The organism is Sphaerotilus sp. (genome assembly GCF_031429695.1).
Taxonomy (GTDB): Bacteria; Pseudomonadota; Gammaproteobacteria; order Burkholderiales; family Burkholderiaceae_C; genus Sphaerotilus.
Genome location: NZ_JANPAB010000031.1, coordinates 18086 through 34515 on the forward strand (window position 1 = coordinate 18086; position 16430 = coordinate 34515).

Genomic DNA, 16430 nt, shown 5'->3' on the forward strand with positions numbered 1-16430 from the left:
GCCGACATGCAGACCATGAGGAGCGCAGCGATGACATCCCAGGCGACGAGACGCAGCGGGCTGGCCGGCTTGCTGGTGGCGGGATTGGTCGGTGCCGCATCGGCGCAGTACAAGGTGATCGGCCCGGACGGCCATGTCACCTACACCGACCGTCCGGCAGCGGGCGCGGTGGCCCGTCCCCTCGGCGCCGTGAACCGTCCGACTCCGATTGCCGAGCTGCCCTACGCGCTGCGCCAGGCCGCCGGGCGCTACCCGGCCACGCTCTACACGGCGCCCCACTGCAGCCCCTGCGACAGTGCGCGGGCGCTGCTGCAGCAACGCGGCATCCCCTTGCGTGAATGGACCATCGACCGGGCCGAGGATGTCGCTGAACTGCAGCGCCGCGAGGGCCGTATCGAGCTGCCCATCCTGCGCCTGGGCGCTCAGCGGCTGCAGGGTTTCGAGGCGGGCGACTGGCAGGCCACGCTTGACGCTGCCGGTTATCCGCGCACGTCGCAGCTGCCGCCGCACTGGCGTGCCACCCCCGCGCAGCCCCTTGTCCCGCCCGAGACAGAGGCCACGCCGCATGACACCGACGCCGCCCCGCAGCGTCCGATCGTGCCGGCACCGGTGCTGCCGGCCGCCTCAGGCAGTTTTCGCTTCTGATACCGGCCAGCGGCTGACGCGGTTGCGCCCGGTGCGCTTGGCGTCGTAGAGCGCCTGGTCGGCCCGGTCGACCAGCTCGGCCAGACCGACCAGGCCCGGCTCGAACAGCGCCATGCCGAAGCTGGACGTGACCCGCAGGCCCGCCACCGACTCGACCTGGCTGCCGGCCGTGTCCTCGATGTCGCGGCGCAGCCGCTCGGCCAGCGACTGCACATCGGCCGCTTCACGCTGCGGCAGCAGCAGGCAGAACTCCTCGCCGCCATAGCGACACACCAGATCCGTGCCCCGCACGCCGCTGCCCAGGATCTCCGCCACCGCCTTGATCACCTGGTCGCCGGTGGCGTGGCCGTGGCGGTCGTTGAACTGCTTGAAGTGGTCGATGTCGGCCATCACGCAGACGAGACCCTCGCCGCGCTGGCGGGCCAGCTCGAACAGCCGGGTTGCCTGCTCGAAGAAGGCGCGCCGGTTCAGGCAGCCGGTCATCGGGTCGCGGGTGGCCAGCCGGCTGAGTTCCTCGTTGCGTTCGCGCAGTGCCTGCTGCGAGGTCTGCAGCGCGCGGTTGAGCTGGTGCAGGGCGCTGACGTCACGCAGCCGCAGCATGCTGCCGCGCACCTGTCCGCCCGGATCAAGCACGGGTGTGCATTTGACGAGCACCTCGCGCGGATGCGCCGGATCAGGAATCTGCGCGATGCGCACCTCGCGTTCGTCGGACGGCGTTGCCGTGCGGGTGGCGGTGGTCCACGGGGCTTCGGTGCCGTCGGCGGCGAATGCATTGCACAGCCAGTCGAATTGTGTGACCGGCTGGCCGATGTTCACGGCTTGCCGCTGCGGGCGCAGCGGCGCGAGGCGCCGAAACGCCTCGTTGGCCATCATGACGCGGGCCTGCGGATCGAGGATCACGATGCCCTCGTCGAGCACGTCGAAGGCGTCGCGCACCCGCTCCGGGATCACCTGGCCCGGGTCGAGGTGTTGCAGCACCCGGCGCAGGTAGAGCCAGATCGCCAGCCCGCTCAACACCGCGATGGCCAGCAAGGCCCGCACCGTCGGGGCGGCCAGCACACCCGCCAGCGTGGTCGGATAGATCGGCCGGAAGGCGATTTCCAGCGTGCCCCAGGGCTGCTGCCGGGCGTCGTGGATGGCCACGCGCACCTGGGTCAGCGTCGAGCGTTCGCCGGGTGGCAGTAGCCAGTGCGCGGCGTGGTCACCGACCAGCGTGAGGCGGGCACGGCCCTGCTGCTGCAGCGCGACCGACAGCAGCTCCGGATCCTGCGCGACCAATTGCCGGACGGCACCGTGCGGCAGGCGACCGCCTCCCTGCTCGATGCCTTGCGTCACCAGCAGCGCCAGCGCCGTGCTGGTGGTCTGTCGGGCGATGAGTTCGGTGCGTGCGCGGTCCGGGATCAGGCCGAACAGCACATCGAGCAGGAAGATGACCGCCAGAAAGATCGCCACCAGCCCCAGCGTCAGGCGCAGCTCGACCCCCGCACGTGGCCACCAGCCGGGCAGGGCGCGGCGGCTCATCGGCGGGCTCCCTTGCCCGCGGCGGCGGGGGTGTCGATGCTGTCGTCGGCTTCGGACGCCTCGCCGGTGGCGGGTGTCGAGTCGCGTCCGAGCACTTCGGCCGCGGAGGCTTCTTCGTTCTGCGGATCCGGCCCGGCCGGGTCGGTGTCACGCCGAGGGGCACGCACAGGTGGCGGCCGCGTCAGCACGGGCAGCGGATCGAAGAACTGCCATGTCGGCACCGACACCAGCAGCGATCCTGCCACCCCGCCCAGCCGCACCGTCCACCACACCAGGCCGACCGTCAACGCGAGCCCGGAGGCCTCGATCGGGTCGATTGCCGACTGCAGCCGGCCAGCCTCGTCGGCCAGATCGGCGCGCAGCAGGCCAAGACCGTCGCTGACGATGGTCGGCAACCCGGTGCCACGCCCGAGCGCTGCGGGCAGGTCGTAGCCCGCTTGCAGCGCGGCCAGCGCGGTGTCGGGCATCACCAGCGACAGCGGGTCGGGCGGCGGGGTGGCGTCGCTGGCGTGCGGCGTGCTGGCTGCTCCGGCCGCGCCCGGGCGGGCCTGTGCGCTCAGTGCGGCGATGTCGGCCGAGCTGGCCGCCCGAACCTGCGCCAGCCACTCCTCCGCCGCGACGGCGCGCACCTCGCGCGACAGGGTCAGGCGGTCGCCGGACAGCGTAGGCATGGCCGTCGCCAGGCGCTCGGCGGCGCGTGGGTCGCCCGGGATCGGCGCGGGGATGGTGAGCAGCGGGGGCGGTTCCAGCTCCGGCTGCGGAGAAGCGGCGGGCGCAGGCGCTGCGGGTGTCCATTCCACGCCGACCGTGGTCCACGCGCTGCTGGCGCTGCCGTCGCTCACGCGCAGGGTGACGGTGGGCGCCTGGCTCAGCGCGGTCGCCACGAAGCGGATCTGGCCCGACTGGAGTGCCGCCACGCTGAAATGGTCGATCGCCACGCCGGGCGCGTCCACCGCCTCGAAGCGCCCGCCGGTGACGGGGCCGACCTCGACTTGCAGCGCGGTGGTGGTGCCGTCAGGATCCTGCGCGCCCAGCACCTCGGGGCCGAGTGTCAGCGGCGCGCCGGTCTGGATCTTCCAGGGCGACAGGGTGAGCGCGGGCGGCTCGTTGACATCGTCGATGAAGACGGTGAGGGTCTGCGGCGCGCTGGTCAGGCCGCCGTCGCCGACGGTGGCCGTGAGGGTGACCACTGCCTGTCGTTCGTGGTCGAGCGCCGCGGGATCGACCACGCGGATGGTGCCAGTCGTGGCATCGACCGCCAGCGCGCTGCTGCCGCTGAGTGTCCAGCCGGACAAGGTGCTGCCGGGGTCGGGATCGCTGGCACGCAGGGTGCCGACCACGGTACCGGCGGCGCTGTTCTCGGCGATGTGCAGCGTCTGGGCCGCGTCGACCACCGGCGCGCTGGGCATGGCCTGCACCGCCACCGCGTTGCCGAACTCGGAGCTGTCGCCCCAGGGTCTGGGCGTGTCGGCGCCAGAAAGCTGCACGGTGGCGGTCGCCGTGACCACGTGTCCGGCCTGCAGCCGCACACCCGCCAGCGTGGTGTCGATGCGCGCCAGTCCGCTGGCGTCGGTGGTCACCTGCGTGCTGCCGAGGAAGGTCCGGCCCTCGCCGTAGCCGAGCGGATCGGCCTGTGCGCTCACGAAAAACTCGATGCGCAGCGCCGTGCCTGCGGTGGTGCGCAGTTCGCCGACGAGGCGGGTGGCGCCGGCCACGGTGGTCGCGCTGCCGAGCACGGGGTAGTTCAGCAGGTTGTTGGGGCCGCCGTCGGTGTCGGCCTCGCGGTTGCCGTTCACGCCCTCGGCGCCGAGGTCGATGCCCAGCCCCGCGTTGTCGTGGAGCGCATTGCCGAGCACCGACACACCGCTGGCCGTGCCGACGATGGAGATGCCGGCGCCGGATTTCTGCCAGGCGATCAGGTTGCCTGCGCCGGGTGTGGTGCCGCCGATCAGCACGGCGCGGGTGTTCTCCACGTACACGCCGTACGCGCCGTTGCCCACGGCGCGGGTGCCGCTCAGGTCGGTGCCGATCAGGTTGCCCTGCACGCTGGCCCCGCTGGCGCCTGCCAGCAGGTAGACACCCTCGTAGCCGTTGCCGCTGACCAGATTGCCGACGACCGTGGCCGCGGGCGCGTCGAGGTAGACGCCCACCGTGCGGTTGCCCAGCGCGGATTCCCCGCGCGCGTCGGTGCCGATGTAGTTGCCTTCGATGCGAGCGCCGGTGGCCGCTGCGCCGCTGACCGACACGCCGGCGTTGTTGCCGGAGAGCAGGTTGCGGTCGGCCTGTGTCGGACCACCGACCAGCGCCTGCGCGGCGTTGATCTCGATCGCGTTGCCGCCGTTGCCCGGCGCGAGCAGCCCGGTGACGTCGGTGCCGATGCGCAGGCCGGCCAGCGTCACGCCGTCCGCGCCCGCACGGATCTGGATGCCGATGCCGCCGAACTGGTGGATCACCAGGCCGCGCACGAGACTGTCGTCGCTGCCATCGGCCAGCACCAGCGCCGAGGCGCTGCCGCCCGCATCGGCGCCGACCAGCTCCACCACGGGCCGGCCCAGCGCCAGCGCGTCCGGCTCGCGGCTGGCGTCGAGCCAGACGGTGTCGGTGATGACGGGCAGCGCCGAGCGTGGGGTGATGGTGTGCGCGCCGTTGACCAGCGGAGCGCTGATGTCGAAGCGGATCGTGTCGGCGCCGGGGTGCAGATTGGCCTGCGTGATCGCGTCGCGCAGCGAGCCGGCGCCGCTGTCGGCGGTGGTGCTGACGACGAAGGTGCTGCCGATGTCGCCGAGACTGGCGAGGGCGGCGGTGTCGGCGGCGTAGAGGATGCGCGGCTCCAGCTCCTCGCACTGCCAGCGGCGGCGGGGCGGGCGGGTCATGGCGACTTCAGCCCCAGATCGATCTGGCAGCGCGCACCGGCCGGCACGGCGCGGTCGGCGTTGTCCAGCGCCAGCCGGACACGGAAGGTGTTGCTGGCGGCGTCGATCACCTGATCCACCTGCGTGACCGTGGCCTCGCGCGCCGGCACGCCGGGCACTTCGGCCTTCACGGCGTGGCGGGCGCCGGTGCGGACCTGGCCGAACTGGCTGGCCGGCACGACCACCTCCACCCGCAGCCGCGCCACGTCGGCGATACGCAGCAGCGGCTGCAGCTCCACCCGCTCGCCGGGCTGTGCCATCCGGTCGATGACCACGCCGTCGAAGGGGCTGCGCAGCGCGCGCTGGTTCAGCTGGGCCAGCGCCTGCGCGGATTCGGCCTGGTAGACCGCGCGCTGGTCCTCGGCCTGCTTCAGCGCCTGCCCGGCCACGCTCAGTTCGGTGCGGGCCTGGTCGAGCGCGATGTCGGAGATGAACTGCTCCGTGTGCAGCGATTCGGCGCGCTGCGCCTTCTGCCGTGCCAGGGCCAGCGTGGCCTGCGCGGCGCTGACGGCGGCCTGTGCCTTGGCGCGGGCGTCGGCGGTGCGCACGGAGGCGCGCTCGCCCGCGGCCTGCAGCAGTGCCAGCGGCTGCCCCTGGCGCACGGAGTCGCCGCGGTCCACCAGCATCTGATCGACCACGCCGGCCTGCGGCGTGCCGATTTCGGCGACGCGGGCGGGCGTGATGAGGCAGCCCAGGGTGAGCGCGGACACCTGGGCGGGGAGCACCAGCCAGAGCAGCAGTGCCAGGAGCGGCCGTGCGTGCCAACCGGCGGCAGCGGGAGGGGCAAGTCGGAGTCGTTGCATGGGGCAGCGTGTCATGGGGCGTTGGAGGGGCCGGGGCTCAGTTGCCCGTGGCGAGCCGGTCGAGGCGCTGGCGCACCAGGTCGTCGCCGAGGCGGAGCCGGCGGCGCTCGTCCGCAGCACGGGCTTCGCGGGCCCGCTGGCGCAGGCGCCAGACCAGGTCGCGCCAGGCGCCGAGTGCGCCGACGGCGTAGAGCATGCGCATCGGGCCGATCCGCCAGTGTTCGACGCTGCCGGGGTCGCCCTGGCGGGCGCTGCGGCCGAAGAGCTGCTCGTCGAGGCGGCGCGCCGGGTTGTCCTGGCAGTTCAGCACATGCAGCCCACCGGCCCGCGCTGCGTTCGGATGCAGGCGGATGTCCACGCCGCGGCCGGCCATGCGGGTGGACACCGTGATGCAGCCGGGCTGACCGGCCTCGGCGATGCGCGCGGCTTCACAGGCATCCTGGCGGGCATCGAGGCACTGGAGCGGCCGAGGTGTCGCCCCTGCCGCAAACGTGGCTTCAAACGCTGCAACCAGCCGCAGCGACTGCGGCACGCCATCGGTGCCGATCAGCACCGGGCGCCCGGCACCGGCCAGCGCGAGTGCCCGCGCGACCACGGCGTGGTCGCGCGTGGCCTCGTTGGTGAACCAGCGATTCGGGCCGCGCGCACGCTGCGGCGGGGCATGGGGCGGCACGCGGGTGACCTGCAGCCCGTAGAGGCGGTGCAACTCGCGGCGCTGGTCGTGCAGGGTGGCGCTGGTGCCGCCGATCAGGCGGTAGCGGCGCAGGAAGTGGCCGTAGGTGGTGCGGGCGGCGGTTTCGGTCGGCGGCGGCGGCGGGCAGCCTTCCTTGAGGCAGACCAGCTCGTGCAGCCCGTTCGACCACACCCGCCCCGCCGCGATGCGGCCGGTCACCGGATCGATCAGCCGGACCTGGGATTGCCGGACCAGGTAGTCGCGCTGCGGTTGCAGCAGATGCGCCGACACCAGCGCCAGCCGCACCAGTTCCTCCCGGTGCAGGCGGTGGCGCCAGAGCCGTGACCGATGGGCGCAGAGGGTGTCCAGCCGCAGCGCGCCGGCGGGCGTCAGCACCGCGTCGCGGGCGACAGGCAGCAGCTCGAAGTCACGGCCGGGCTGCAGTTGCGCCGCCAGATCGAGCGCCGTGCCGAGCTGCGACAGGCGCTCGCCGGCCTCGCCGGGGCGGGCCAGTACCAGTGGCATCACGGCCTCGTCCAGCAGGATGCTGTCGGCCTCGTCGATCAGCGCCACGTCGAACGCGGGCACGGTCGCCGTGTCGTCGTCCGGCGGTGTCTGGGTCAGCGCGCGGGCGTGTTCGCTCAGGCGGGCGTCCCGCGCCGAGGTCGACCACGCCGAACGGCCGGCGACCTGGTCGCGCAGGCTGTCGAAGACCAGTTCCCGCGCGCTGACGTACACCACGTCGGCGCGGTAGGCGGCGGCGCGTTCGGCGGCGGTGCTGTCGGCGCCGACCGCGGCCACGCGCAGGCCGAGCTGGGCGTACCAGGGGTGCAATTGCCGCGCGTCCCGCGCGGCGAGGTAGTCGTTGGCGGTGAGCAGGTGGACAGTGCGTCCGCGCAAGGCCAGCAGCGCGGCGGCCAGCGCGAGCGCCAGCGTCTTGCCTTCGCCGGTGGCGAGTTCGGCGAGGCGGCCATCGACCAGCGCCAGCGCCGCCTGCCACTGGTTGGGACGCGGCAGCAGACCGAGCGTGTCGCGGCAGGTGGCGTCCAGCCGTGCCTTCAGCGGGGGAGGCGTGTCCGCGCCCATCAGTCGCGCGCCCGGAACTGGCCGAGGAAGGTCTGCCGCAGCCAGCGCCCGACCTGCCATGCGGCGGAACGTGGCGCGAATTCGAAGCGCACCCACAGGCGGCTGCCGACCCGCTCGCCCAGCGGCTGCTCGCTCGCCAGTTCGAGCACGGACACCGGGTCGCGGCTCGTGAGTCCCTGCGTGTCGGCTGGATCGGTGATGACTGCGCCACCGCCCGTGTCGCCCAGGCTGCGCGTCGGCAGGCGCCGGGTGGCGGCGGGCAGGGTGGTCGTGCGCAGCCGGGCGGTCAGCGGCTCGGCCGGGCGGTCGCTGCGCCGCAGCGTGATGCCTTGCAGCGCGTCCTGCACCAGCAGCGCGTCCTCGTGCGGCAGCACGACCCGCACCGTGCGGTTGTCGTCCGGGCGGACATGGCCGAGCGTGTCGCCGCGGCGCAACCAGCGCCCGCCGAGCCGCGTGGCCTCGTCCAGCACCAGCGCGCCGGTCAGCGGCGCGCGCACGGCCAGTCCGGCGATCTCCGTGTCGATCTGCTGGCGCTGGGCGCGCAGGGCGGCGGCCTGCTGCTGCAGCGCCGCGGCCTGACCCGGATCGCGGGCGAGCGCCTCGAAGCGCCGGGCGTCCAGTCCGGCGAGCTGCTCGCTCAGCGTGTCACGGCGGGTGGTCAGGCGGTCATTGCGGAGTTGCAGCACCACGTCGCCTGCGGCCATGCGGCGGTCGGCCGGCGCGGGTGCGGCGGTCACGAAGCCCTCGGTCTGTGGCCGTATCCAGGCCGATTCGGGCAACCAGACCACGCCTTGCGCCGTGGTCGCGTGTGGCAGCGGCCAGAAGAAGAACAGCCCCAGCAGCGCTGAAGCGATCAGCGCCACCCGCCCCAGCGCGACCCGGCGCACCGACGCGGCCAGCATCGGCGCGTTCAACTGCCGCCACAGCGCCACGAGCGGCAGGCCCAGCACCAACCCGCCCAGCACGGCGGCTGCGGCCAGCCCCAACCCCGCGTGTACGCCGCCCAGCCAGCGCACGATCACCAGACTGAGCACGGCGCGGTAGCTCCACGACAGCGGTGCATAGGCGATCAGCCAGCCGCGTTCGCCCGGCGCGCAGGCGGGGGGCGCCGCCGCCCGGCCCGGACCGTTGACCAGCCGGCTGCCCACGCGCAGCCACCAGCGCCGCGAGCGCGCCGCCAGATTCGGCAGGTCGAGTGCATCGCACAGCGCGTGGTAGCCGTCCATGCGCAGCAGCGGGTTGCCGTTGACCAGCAGGCTTGACACGGCGCCGATGCACATCACGACAAAAGCGAGGTCGTGCAGCCAGCCGTTCTGGGTGTGCTGCCAGACCACCAGCGCCCCCGCGGCCATGGCCAGCTCGGCCATGATCCCCGCCAGACTCACCAGCAGCCGCTGACCGCGGCCAACCAGCGCACTGGCGGCGCGGGCATCCACATGCGGCACCGGGGTGAACAGCATCACCGTCAGCCCGAAGGCCCGCACCTCGCCCCCGAAGCGGTGGAGCGCCAGTGCGTGGGCGGTCTCGTGCAGCAGCTTCATCACCGGGTAGGCCGCCCAGAGCAGCCCGAGGTGGTGCGGGCTGCTCAGCCAGTGGCTGGCGTGGGCGGACAGCGCGGGCCAGTCGGTCAGCGCCGCCAGCCCGGCCGCGGCCACGGCCAGCGCCCACAGCACCAGCAGCGCCGGTTGCAGCACCGGGTGCAGCCAGCGCTCCAGCCGCCGCACCAGCGCAGACGGATCGCCCAGCGTGACCTGGAAATACAAGGGGTTGGCGGCATTGACCATCGGGCGCGGCCGCGGCGGCTGCCAGTCGTGGTCGGGGCGGGACGGGGCGCCGGTCTCCGCGTCGATCGGCGCCTGCAGCAGGCCAGCCTGCTGCAGGTGCGTGAGCAGCTCGATCACCTCGCCCTGGGTCGGCGCGTCGTCGCCCTGTTCATCGAGCAGGGCCTCCCAGAGCCGCTGGACCGTGCGTTCCCCGTTGCAGCGCCCGATCAGCGCCCAGGCTGCGGCGTCCAGCCGGTGGGTGCGCTGCGACAGGCCGTCGGTGAGCAGCATCCAGCGTTCGCCGCGCGTGATCTGGCGTTGCAGCCGGATGTGGCCGCGCAAGCGAGGTTTCAGCGGCGCGACACGGTACCAGTGGGCGTGCAGCAGGGCGTCGGGGGAGAGGGGCGTCATGGCATCGCTTCCGGTCAGCCATTCCAGCGCCACCACTGCAGGCGCAGCCAGTCCGCCACCCGCGTGCCCAGCGTCAGCAGCCGGCTTTGCCGGCCGACCTCGATGCGCGCCACCCCTGTGAGCCCCGGGCGCAGTGCGGACCCCCCGGTCTCGCCGCCGGGCTCCAGGCGGGCCTCGACCTCGAACACGTTCGCGCCCTCCACCGAGCGCGCCGCTGGCTGCACCCGCTCCACCTGCAGCGCCAGCGTGTCCCAGGGCAGCGCCGACAGTGCAAGCCGCGCGGGCTGACCGGGGCGCACCGCGTCGATGTCGCGCTCGTCGATCTCGATCACCACCCGCGGCGCCTGGTCCGGTGTCAGGCGCATCAGCGTGTCGCCGCGCCGCACCGGCATGCCCACCGAGCGGGTCAGGTCGCCGTCGAGCACCAAGGCGTCCATCGGCGCTTCGATGTGCGTGCGGCCCAATTCGCGCCGCACGAGTTGCAACTGCGCGCCGACCTCGTCGCTGCGGGCGAGGTGCAGCCCCATCTGCGCCCGGTCCGAGCGGGCGAGTGCGGCCATGTAGGCGTTCTGGTGCTGGGCGATTTCGCTCTCCAGGCGGCGGGCATCGACCTCCAGATCCTGCGGCGCCAGCTCCAGCAGCGGCTGGCCGGCGCGGACGCGGTCGCCCGGCCGGGCGTGGACCGCTTGCAGGAAACCGTCCGTCGGCGCGGTGAGGCTGCGCTCCTGCCTGCCCTCAAGCCGGGCCCGTCCACCCAGTGCGTGCGGCACCGGCCACAGCAGCCACCCAGCCGCCAGCACGGCCAGACCTGCGCCCAGCCCTCGGCGCAGCCAGGACGACTGGCGCCAGCGGCGCGACACGTTCCCGGCCGCGCGTTGCCACAGCGGCTGTTCGTGGCGGTGCAGCAGGTCCAGCCAAGGCGCCATCAGCGCGAGCTGGTGGCGCAAGGTGTCCGGCTCGAATCGGGCGAGCGCCTGCGGATCGTTCCAGCACAGCGTGAGCGCGCCCACCACGCGGCCGCAGGCGTGCAGCGGCAGGCTGGCCACGGCGACCGTGTCACCACCCGGCGACTGCACCAGCGCGGCGTGGGTCAGCGTGACGCGGAGCGTGCTGTCGGCGGGTTCGGGAAAACGCACCACGCCGCCCTGGTCGACACATTCATCCATCGCCGCCTCGAAGGCCCGCGCGGCGCGGACCGCACCGGCTTCGTCACCCAGCGCCGTGGGGGCCGACACGGCCAGCAGATGGCTGCGCTGCCGGTGCCACCAGCCGAGCGCGACCTGGTTGCAGCCGAAGCTGGCCGCCAGGTCTGAAACGAGTTGCATGGCCGCCGGGCCGAGTGTGTCCTGCGACATCAGCGCAGCCTGCCAGCCAACCAGTTGGGTCAGCGCGGGCAGGCTGTCGGATTTCGCTGTGTCTTGTGCCGTTGTCGTTCTGGGGGCGGGCAGGGAACTCGTCATGGCAAACCGCCGGGTCAGTGCCCGGCGGTTGAAAAATGCGAAAAATCGGGCGACTCCATTGTAAAGGTGCGAATTCCGTCACAACCTTTGCGCTGCCTTGCGTAACGGCACCGGACCAGCTCGCCAGTCAACCGCCCGAATGTTCCGTGCTCAGGTGCCGATGCGCCCGCCGTCGTTCTTCGTGATCACGACGGTGGCCGAGCGCGGGCGGGCCGCGCCGCCGTCCGGCCAATGGCTGCCGTACTTGCTTGGGTCGGCGATGGCGGTGGTGAGCGTTTCTTCACCCGGGTGCTGGATGTTGATGAACAGCGCCTTGCCGTCCGGCGTCTCGCAGATGCCTGTGATTTCCGCTTGCGCCGGGCCGACCAGGAAGCGTTTGAGCGTGTCGGCCGTGGGTTTCTTGCCCAGGTAGGTGTCCACGGCCAGCGTGGTGGTGTCGAGCGTGTTGTTCACCGTGACCCTGCCGCCGTCGCCGCGTGTGCCGGCGACGGCGCCCAGCAGCATGCAATTGGTGACGTCGGTGTAGGCACCATCGTCCGTCTCGATCCAGGCCAGGCCCGTGCTGGGCATGAAACGCATGCCGTCCGGGCTGGAGAAGTCCTGATCGGCGGTCAGGCCGGACAGGTTGATCGCCGCGGCAGCGGTCGATTCGGCGCCGAAGAGGTACACGTCCCACTGGAAGGCCACGGCGGCTGGGTCGCGGCCGTTTTCGGACATGCGGATGATGTGGCCGTTGACGTTGCCCTTCTGGGCGGTGGCGGCGCCCTTGGTGTCGTTGTAGGCGCGTGGGTTTGCCGCATCGACCTTGGCCTGCGAACCCGTCGGGGTGCCGAGCACGCGGTTCGAGTTGTTGGTCAGCGTGAAGTAGATGTCGTCGGTGGACGGGTTGACGGTGCTCCACTCCGGACGGTCCATTTTGGTTGCGCCGACGGCATCGGCCGCCAGGCGGGCATTGACCATCACGTCGGCCTGGTTGGCAAAGGTGTAGGTGGCGTATCCCTTGATCGCACCGATGCCGATGTCCAGCAGCAGCCATTCACCCGAGCCGTCGGCGTTGAACTTGGCGACGTAGAGCTTGCCTTTGTCGAGGTATTTGTCCCCCGTGGCGGTGCGATCGGCCGGCGCTGCGTCGGCGGCCGACCAGCTGGCTTCCGACACGAACTTGTAGATGTACTCGCCGCGCGAGTCGTCGCCCATGTAGAACGCCAGCGGCTTGCCGGCCACCGGGGTCAGGTAGGCGGCGGCCTCGTGGGCGAAGCGGCCCATCGCGGTGCGTTTCTTCGGGGCCGAGGCGGGCAGGTAGGGGTCGATCTCGACGTTCCAGCCGAAGTTGTTCGTGATGTTGCGGTAGTCGTCAGTGCCGTCGGTGGCGGTGCCGGACTGGCTGGCGTTCCAGCGGGCGTAGAGGTCGGCGGTGCCGCCGGTTTCCCAGCCGTAGCGGCTGGCGGCACCCGCTGCCAGACCGTAGCGCTTGAGCGAAACCACGCTGCGAGCGGTGGCACCACCGCGGGCGGTGTCGTCGGTGGCGGCGCGGGTGAAGTAGCCGATCCAGTTTTCTTCGCAGGTGATCAGCGTGCCCCACGGGGTCGTGCCGGTGCCGCAGTTGTTCTGCGTGCCGCGGGTGGTGGAGCCATCGATCGAGTACTTCGTCTTCATCAGCGCGTCACCGGCAGCCGGGCCGGACAGCATCATCGTGGTCGCGGCGGTGATGCGGCGGTTCAAGGCCGAATCCTGCACATAGCTGACCACCGTGCCCGTGCGCTTGACTTCGACGATCGACAGACCGTGGACGGCGACTTCCTTGTCCACTTCGGCGGCCGGGCGCGGGTTGGCGGTCGGGCCGTTCGGGAACAGGAAGAGGTTGTTCTGGTACTCGTGGTTCATGCCCAGCAGGCCGCGCGTGCTGCTGCTGGCGTCCGGGCCGGTGCCGGCGGCGTTCAGGCCGAAGTACTCGATGCCGTCGTGGCAGTCGCCGGCGCGCTTGTCGAAGCTGGCATCGGTGCCGTCGTTCTTCGCGGCGGTGACGCCGGCCGCGATCGGGTCGCCGCAGCGGTAGAGCACGGTGGCCGTGTAGCCGGCGGGCACGGTGACCGTGTCGGCCAGCGACTTGCCGACAGCAGCGTAGCCGAGCGAGGAGAGCGCGGTCACCGCGGGGGTGACCACTGCGTCATCGCCGCCACCGCAGGCGGCGGTGGCAAAGCTGCCGAACACGGCGGTGGCTGCCGTGCTGACGCTGCCGCGCAGCACCCCCCGGCGGCTCAATCGCGCGGACAGAACCGACTCGAAGGTCGGATTGCCGCTCGTGTTGCTGTTGTCTTCTTCGTGGTGATCGACGGGCTTGTTCATGGCAGATCCAGTGCGGAGGGCAGAAGTTGTGACTTTCCGCATCGTCTGCGCGGACTGTGAAAACTCCGTGACAGCATCAAGGCAGATCGGTGACGCGCGGCCCACTGGACAATACCGTGCTTGTGCCACTGCAACCTCTGTCCGGAGTCCCGTCCATGACCGCCAAAGTCCGCGCCCTTTCCTTTCCCATCACCGGCCGCCATCTGGCGGGGGCCACGCTGCTGACCGTCGCCTGGGCGCTGAGCGGTTGCGGCGTGATGGCGGTGGCCGGCGCCACGGCTGGTGCTGCGATCTCGGTGGCCGGCGCCGTGGTCTCCACCGGCGTCAAGGTCACCGGCAAGGTGATCGAGAAGACGATCGACGTGGTGACCCCGTCCAGCACCGCGCCTGCGCAGTAAGCGCACCGGCAGCGCCCGTCAGTCGATCGGCGTCAGCTTCGCCACACTGAGCGCCAGCCACTTGGTGCCGTGGCGGCCGAAGCTGACCTGGGCACGGGCGTCCTGCCCCTTGCCTTCGAGCGCGAGCACCACCCCCTCGCCGAACTTGTTGTGGAACACCGCTTGTCTCACCCGCAGGCCATGTCCGGCGGAGTCGGCCGCACTGCGCACCATCGCGGCCGGCACCGGAGCGGCCCAGGACGGAGGCGGCGCTGAGGCGGGTGTCCACGCGGGTTTGGGTGTGCTGCCGTAGCTGCTGCCAAACCCACTGCCGAACCCGCTGCCTGAACCCGACCCGAAGCTTTGCCGCTTCGGCGTGAGCCACTTCAGCGACTCCTCGGGCAACTCGTCCAGGAAGCGGCTCTTGACGTTGTAGCGCGTCTGCCCGTGCAGCATCCGCGTCTGGCTGTGGCTGATGTAGAGCCGCTGGCGCGCCCGGGTGATGGCGACGTACATCAGCCGGCGCTCTTCCTCCAGCCCGTCCGCTTCTGTCGCCGCGTTCTCGTGCGGGAACAGCCCTTCCTCCAGCCCGGTGATGAAGACGGCGTCGAACTCCAGCCCCTTGGCGGCGTGGACGGTCATCATCTGCACGGCGTCCTGCCCGGCTTGCGCCTGGTTGTCGCCGGCTTCCAGCGCCGCGTGCGTCAGGAAGGCGGCCAGCGGTGACAGGATCTCGCCGGTCTCCGCGTCCGGCAGCAACGCGTTCGCGGTCTGCCCCATCTCGTCCACCGGCAGCGCCACCGCATCCTTGCCGAAGCCCTCGATCGTCACGAACGCTTCCGCCGCATTGACGAGTTCCTCCAGGTTCTCGATGCGGTCCTGGCCTTCCTTCTCCGTGCGGTAGAAGTCCACCAGTCCGCTGGTGGCCAGCACCTGTTCGATGATGACCCGCAGCGTGTGGCCCTGGGTGCTTGCGCGCAGGCCGTCGATCAGGCGGTTGAAGCCGGCCACCTTTGCGCCCGCCGTGCCGCTCAGGCCGCTGACTCCTTGGTAGAGGCTGCGTCCGCTGCTGCGCGCGACCTCCTGCAGCTGCTCCACCGAGCGCGTGCCGATGCCGCGGGCGGGGAAGTTGACGACGCGCAGGAAGCTCGTGTCGTCGTTCGGGTTCTCGATCAGGCGCAGGTAGGCCAGTGCGTGCTTGACCTCGGCCCGCTCGAAGAAGCGCAAGCCGCCATAGACCCGGTAGGGCACGCCTGCATTGAACAGCGCGGACTCCAGCACCCGCGACTGCGCATTGCTGCGGTAGAGCAAAGCGCATTCCGAGCGCGCCATGCCACCGCGGTGCAACTGCTGCAGCTCTTCCAGCAGCCACGCTGCCTCGGCGAAATCGCTGGTGGCTTCGTAGACGCGCACCGGCTCGCCCGGCCCTGCCTCGGTGCGCAGGTTCTTGCCCAGACGCCCGGTGTTGCGCGAGATCAGCGCATTGGCCGAGTCGAGGATGTTGCCGAAGCTGCGGTAGTTGCGCTCCAGCTTGATGAGTTTCGCGACCCGGAATTCGCGCTCGAAGTCGGCCATGTTGCCCACACGGGCGCCGCGGAAGGCGTAGATGCTCTGGTCGTCGTCGCCCACCGCGAACACCGCACACGGCACGTCGCCCTTGGCCGGATCGCCGGCGAACATCTTCAGCCAGGCGTACTGGAGCCGGTTGGTGTCCTGGAACTCGTCGACGAGGATGTGCTGGAAGCGCTGGCGGTAGTGCTGGCGCAGGGCGGCATCGTCGCGCATCAGCTCGTAACTGCGCAGCATCAGCTCGGCAAAATCGACCACACCCTCGCGCTGGCACTGGTCTTCATACGCCTGGTAGACCTCGGCGAGCTTCTGGCTGTGCGGGTCGTGGATGTCCACGTCCTTCGGGCGCTTGCCTTCTTCCTTGGCGCCGGCGATGAACCACGCCACTTGCTTCGGAACAAAGCGTTCCTCGTCGAGCTTCATCGCCTTGATGACCCGCTTGACGGCACTGAGCGAATCGCCGCTGTCGAGGATCTGGAACGACTGCGGCAGGGCGGCCTGTTTCCAGTGCGCGCGCAGGAAGCGGTTGCACAGGCCGTGGAAGGTGCCGATCCACATGCCGCGCACATTGAACGGCAGCATCGCGCCGAGGCGGGTCAGCATCTCCTTGGCGGCCTTGTTCGTGAAGGTCACCGCCAGCAGCCCGGCCGGCGAGACCTGCCCGGTCTGCAGCAGCCAGGCGATGCGGGTGGTCAGCACGCGGGTCTTGCCCGAGCCAGCGCCCGCCAGGATGAGCCCCGGCTCGGGCGGCAGCGTCACCGCGGCGAGCTGCTCCGGGTTGAGGTTCGCCAGCAGGCGCGACGACACCGGCGCGGAGGGATCGTGGGGAGTCGGGGTATCGAGCATGGGGAAATTCTACGTGCC

The 16430-nt window shown here is 71.5% G+C and carries 10 protein-coding genes; 2 read left to right on the forward strand and 8 right to left on the reverse strand.

Annotated elements, in window-relative coordinates; translation table 11 throughout:
• Window positions 1–30 precede the first annotated feature (30 nt).
• Window positions 31–645 carry a glutaredoxin family protein gene (locus RMP06_RS06195; protein ID WP_310460906.1) on the forward strand — a complete coding sequence of 205 codons (615 nt, stop codon included), beginning with the start codon at window positions 31–33 and terminating at the stop codon, window positions 643–645.
• On the opposite strand, the gene RMP06_RS06200 is transcribed toward RMP06_RS06195, so the two are convergent.
• The 7 genes from RMP06_RS06200 to RMP06_RS06230 all read right to left on the reverse strand — a co-directional run bounded on the left by RMP06_RS06200 (window position 625) and on the right by RMP06_RS06230 (window position 13620).
• Entirely contained in the window at window positions 625–2166 is a 1542-nt protein-coding gene (locus RMP06_RS06200) for a GGDEF domain-containing protein (RefSeq protein ID WP_310460907.1), read from the reverse strand. The genes RMP06_RS06195 and RMP06_RS06200 overlap by 21 nt on opposite strands.
• Entirely contained in the window at window positions 2163–5039 is a 2877-nt protein-coding gene (locus RMP06_RS06205) for a cadherin-like domain-containing protein (protein WP_310460908.1), read from the reverse strand. The genes RMP06_RS06200 and RMP06_RS06205 overlap by 4 nt, the downstream gene beginning before the upstream one ends.
• On the reverse strand, window positions 5036–5881 hold the full coding sequence (locus RMP06_RS06210; protein ID WP_310460909.1) for an efflux RND transporter periplasmic adaptor subunit: 846 nt from the start codon (window positions 5879–5881) through the stop codon (window positions 5036–5038). The genes RMP06_RS06205 and RMP06_RS06210 overlap by 4 nt, the downstream gene beginning before the upstream one ends.
• A 37-nt stretch (window positions 5882–5918) precedes the next feature.
• Window positions 5919–7640: a preprotein translocase subunit SecA gene (locus RMP06_RS06215; RefSeq protein WP_310460910.1), complete on the reverse strand. Its 1722-nt coding sequence runs from the start codon at window positions 7638–7640 to the stop codon at window positions 5919–5921.
• On the reverse strand, window positions 7640–9814 hold the full coding sequence (locus RMP06_RS06220; RefSeq protein ID WP_310460911.1) for a PqqD family peptide modification chaperone: 2175 nt from the start codon (window positions 9812–9814) through the stop codon (window positions 7640–7642). Before RMP06_RS06220 ends, RMP06_RS06215 begins: the two co-directional genes overlap by 1 nt.
• A 14-nt stretch (window positions 9815–9828) precedes the next feature.
• On the reverse strand, window positions 9829–11274 hold the full coding sequence (locus tag RMP06_RS06225) for an efflux RND transporter periplasmic adaptor subunit (RefSeq protein ID WP_310460912.1): 1446 nt from the start codon (window positions 11272–11274) through the stop codon (window positions 9829–9831).
• Window positions 11275–11424: 150 nt separating this feature from the next.
• Complete coding sequence (locus RMP06_RS06230; protein WP_310460913.1) at window positions 11425–13620, reverse strand: PhoX family protein; 2196 nt, start codon at window positions 13618–13620, stop codon at window positions 11425–11427.
• Window positions 13621–13775: 155 nt separating this feature from the next.
• Here RMP06_RS06230 and RMP06_RS06235 point away from each other — a divergent pair, with 155 nt between their 5' ends.
• A complete protein-coding gene (locus RMP06_RS06235) occupies window positions 13776–14018 on the forward strand; it encodes a hypothetical protein (protein ID WP_310460914.1) in 243 nt (80 codons plus the stop codon).
• Between the two features lie 18 nt (window positions 14019–14036).
• Here RMP06_RS06235 and RMP06_RS06240 read toward each other — a convergent pair whose 3' ends face one another.
• Window positions 14037–16412 carry a UvrD-helicase domain-containing protein gene (locus tag RMP06_RS06240; protein ID WP_310460915.1) on the reverse strand — a complete coding sequence of 792 codons (2376 nt, stop codon included), beginning with the start codon at window positions 16410–16412 and terminating at the stop codon, window positions 14037–14039.
• Between the last annotated feature and the right edge of the window lie 18 nt (window positions 16413–16430).

Coding starts and splice junctions, on each gene's coding strand:
- RMP06_RS06240 (WP_310460915.1), bottom strand. CDS start 16,412: ATGCTCGATACCCCGACTCCCCACGATCCCTCCGCGCCGGTGTCGTCG.
- RMP06_RS06195 (WP_310460906.1), top strand. CDS start 31: ATGACATCCCAGGCGACGAGACGCAGCGGGCTGGCCGGCTTGCTGGTG.
- RMP06_RS06235 (WP_310460914.1), top strand. CDS start 13,776: ATGACCGCCAAAGTCCGCGCCCTTTCCTTTCCCATCACCGGCCGCCAT.
- RMP06_RS06210 (WP_310460909.1), bottom strand. CDS start 5,881: ATGCAACGACTCCGACTTGCCCCTCCCGCTGCCGCCGGTTGGCACGCA.
- RMP06_RS06215 (WP_310460910.1), bottom strand. CDS start 7,640: ATGGGCGCGGACACGCCTCCCCCGCTGAAGGCACGGCTGGACGCCACC.
- RMP06_RS06205 (WP_310460908.1), bottom strand. CDS start 5,039: ATGACCCGCCCGCCCCGCCGCCGCTGGCAGTGCGAGGAGCTGGAGCCG.
- RMP06_RS06225 (WP_310460912.1), bottom strand. CDS start 11,274: ATGACGAGTTCCCTGCCCGCCCCCAGAACGACAACGGCACAAGACACA.
- RMP06_RS06220 (WP_310460911.1), bottom strand. CDS start 9,814: ATGACGCCCCTCTCCCCCGACGCCCTGCTGCACGCCCACTGGTACCGT.
- RMP06_RS06200 (WP_310460907.1), bottom strand. CDS start 2,166: ATGAGCCGCCGCGCCCTGCCCGGCTGGTGGCCACGTGCGGGGGTCGAG.
- RMP06_RS06230 (WP_310460913.1), bottom strand. CDS start 13,620: ATGAACAAGCCCGTCGATCACCACGAAGAAGACAACAGCAACACGAGC.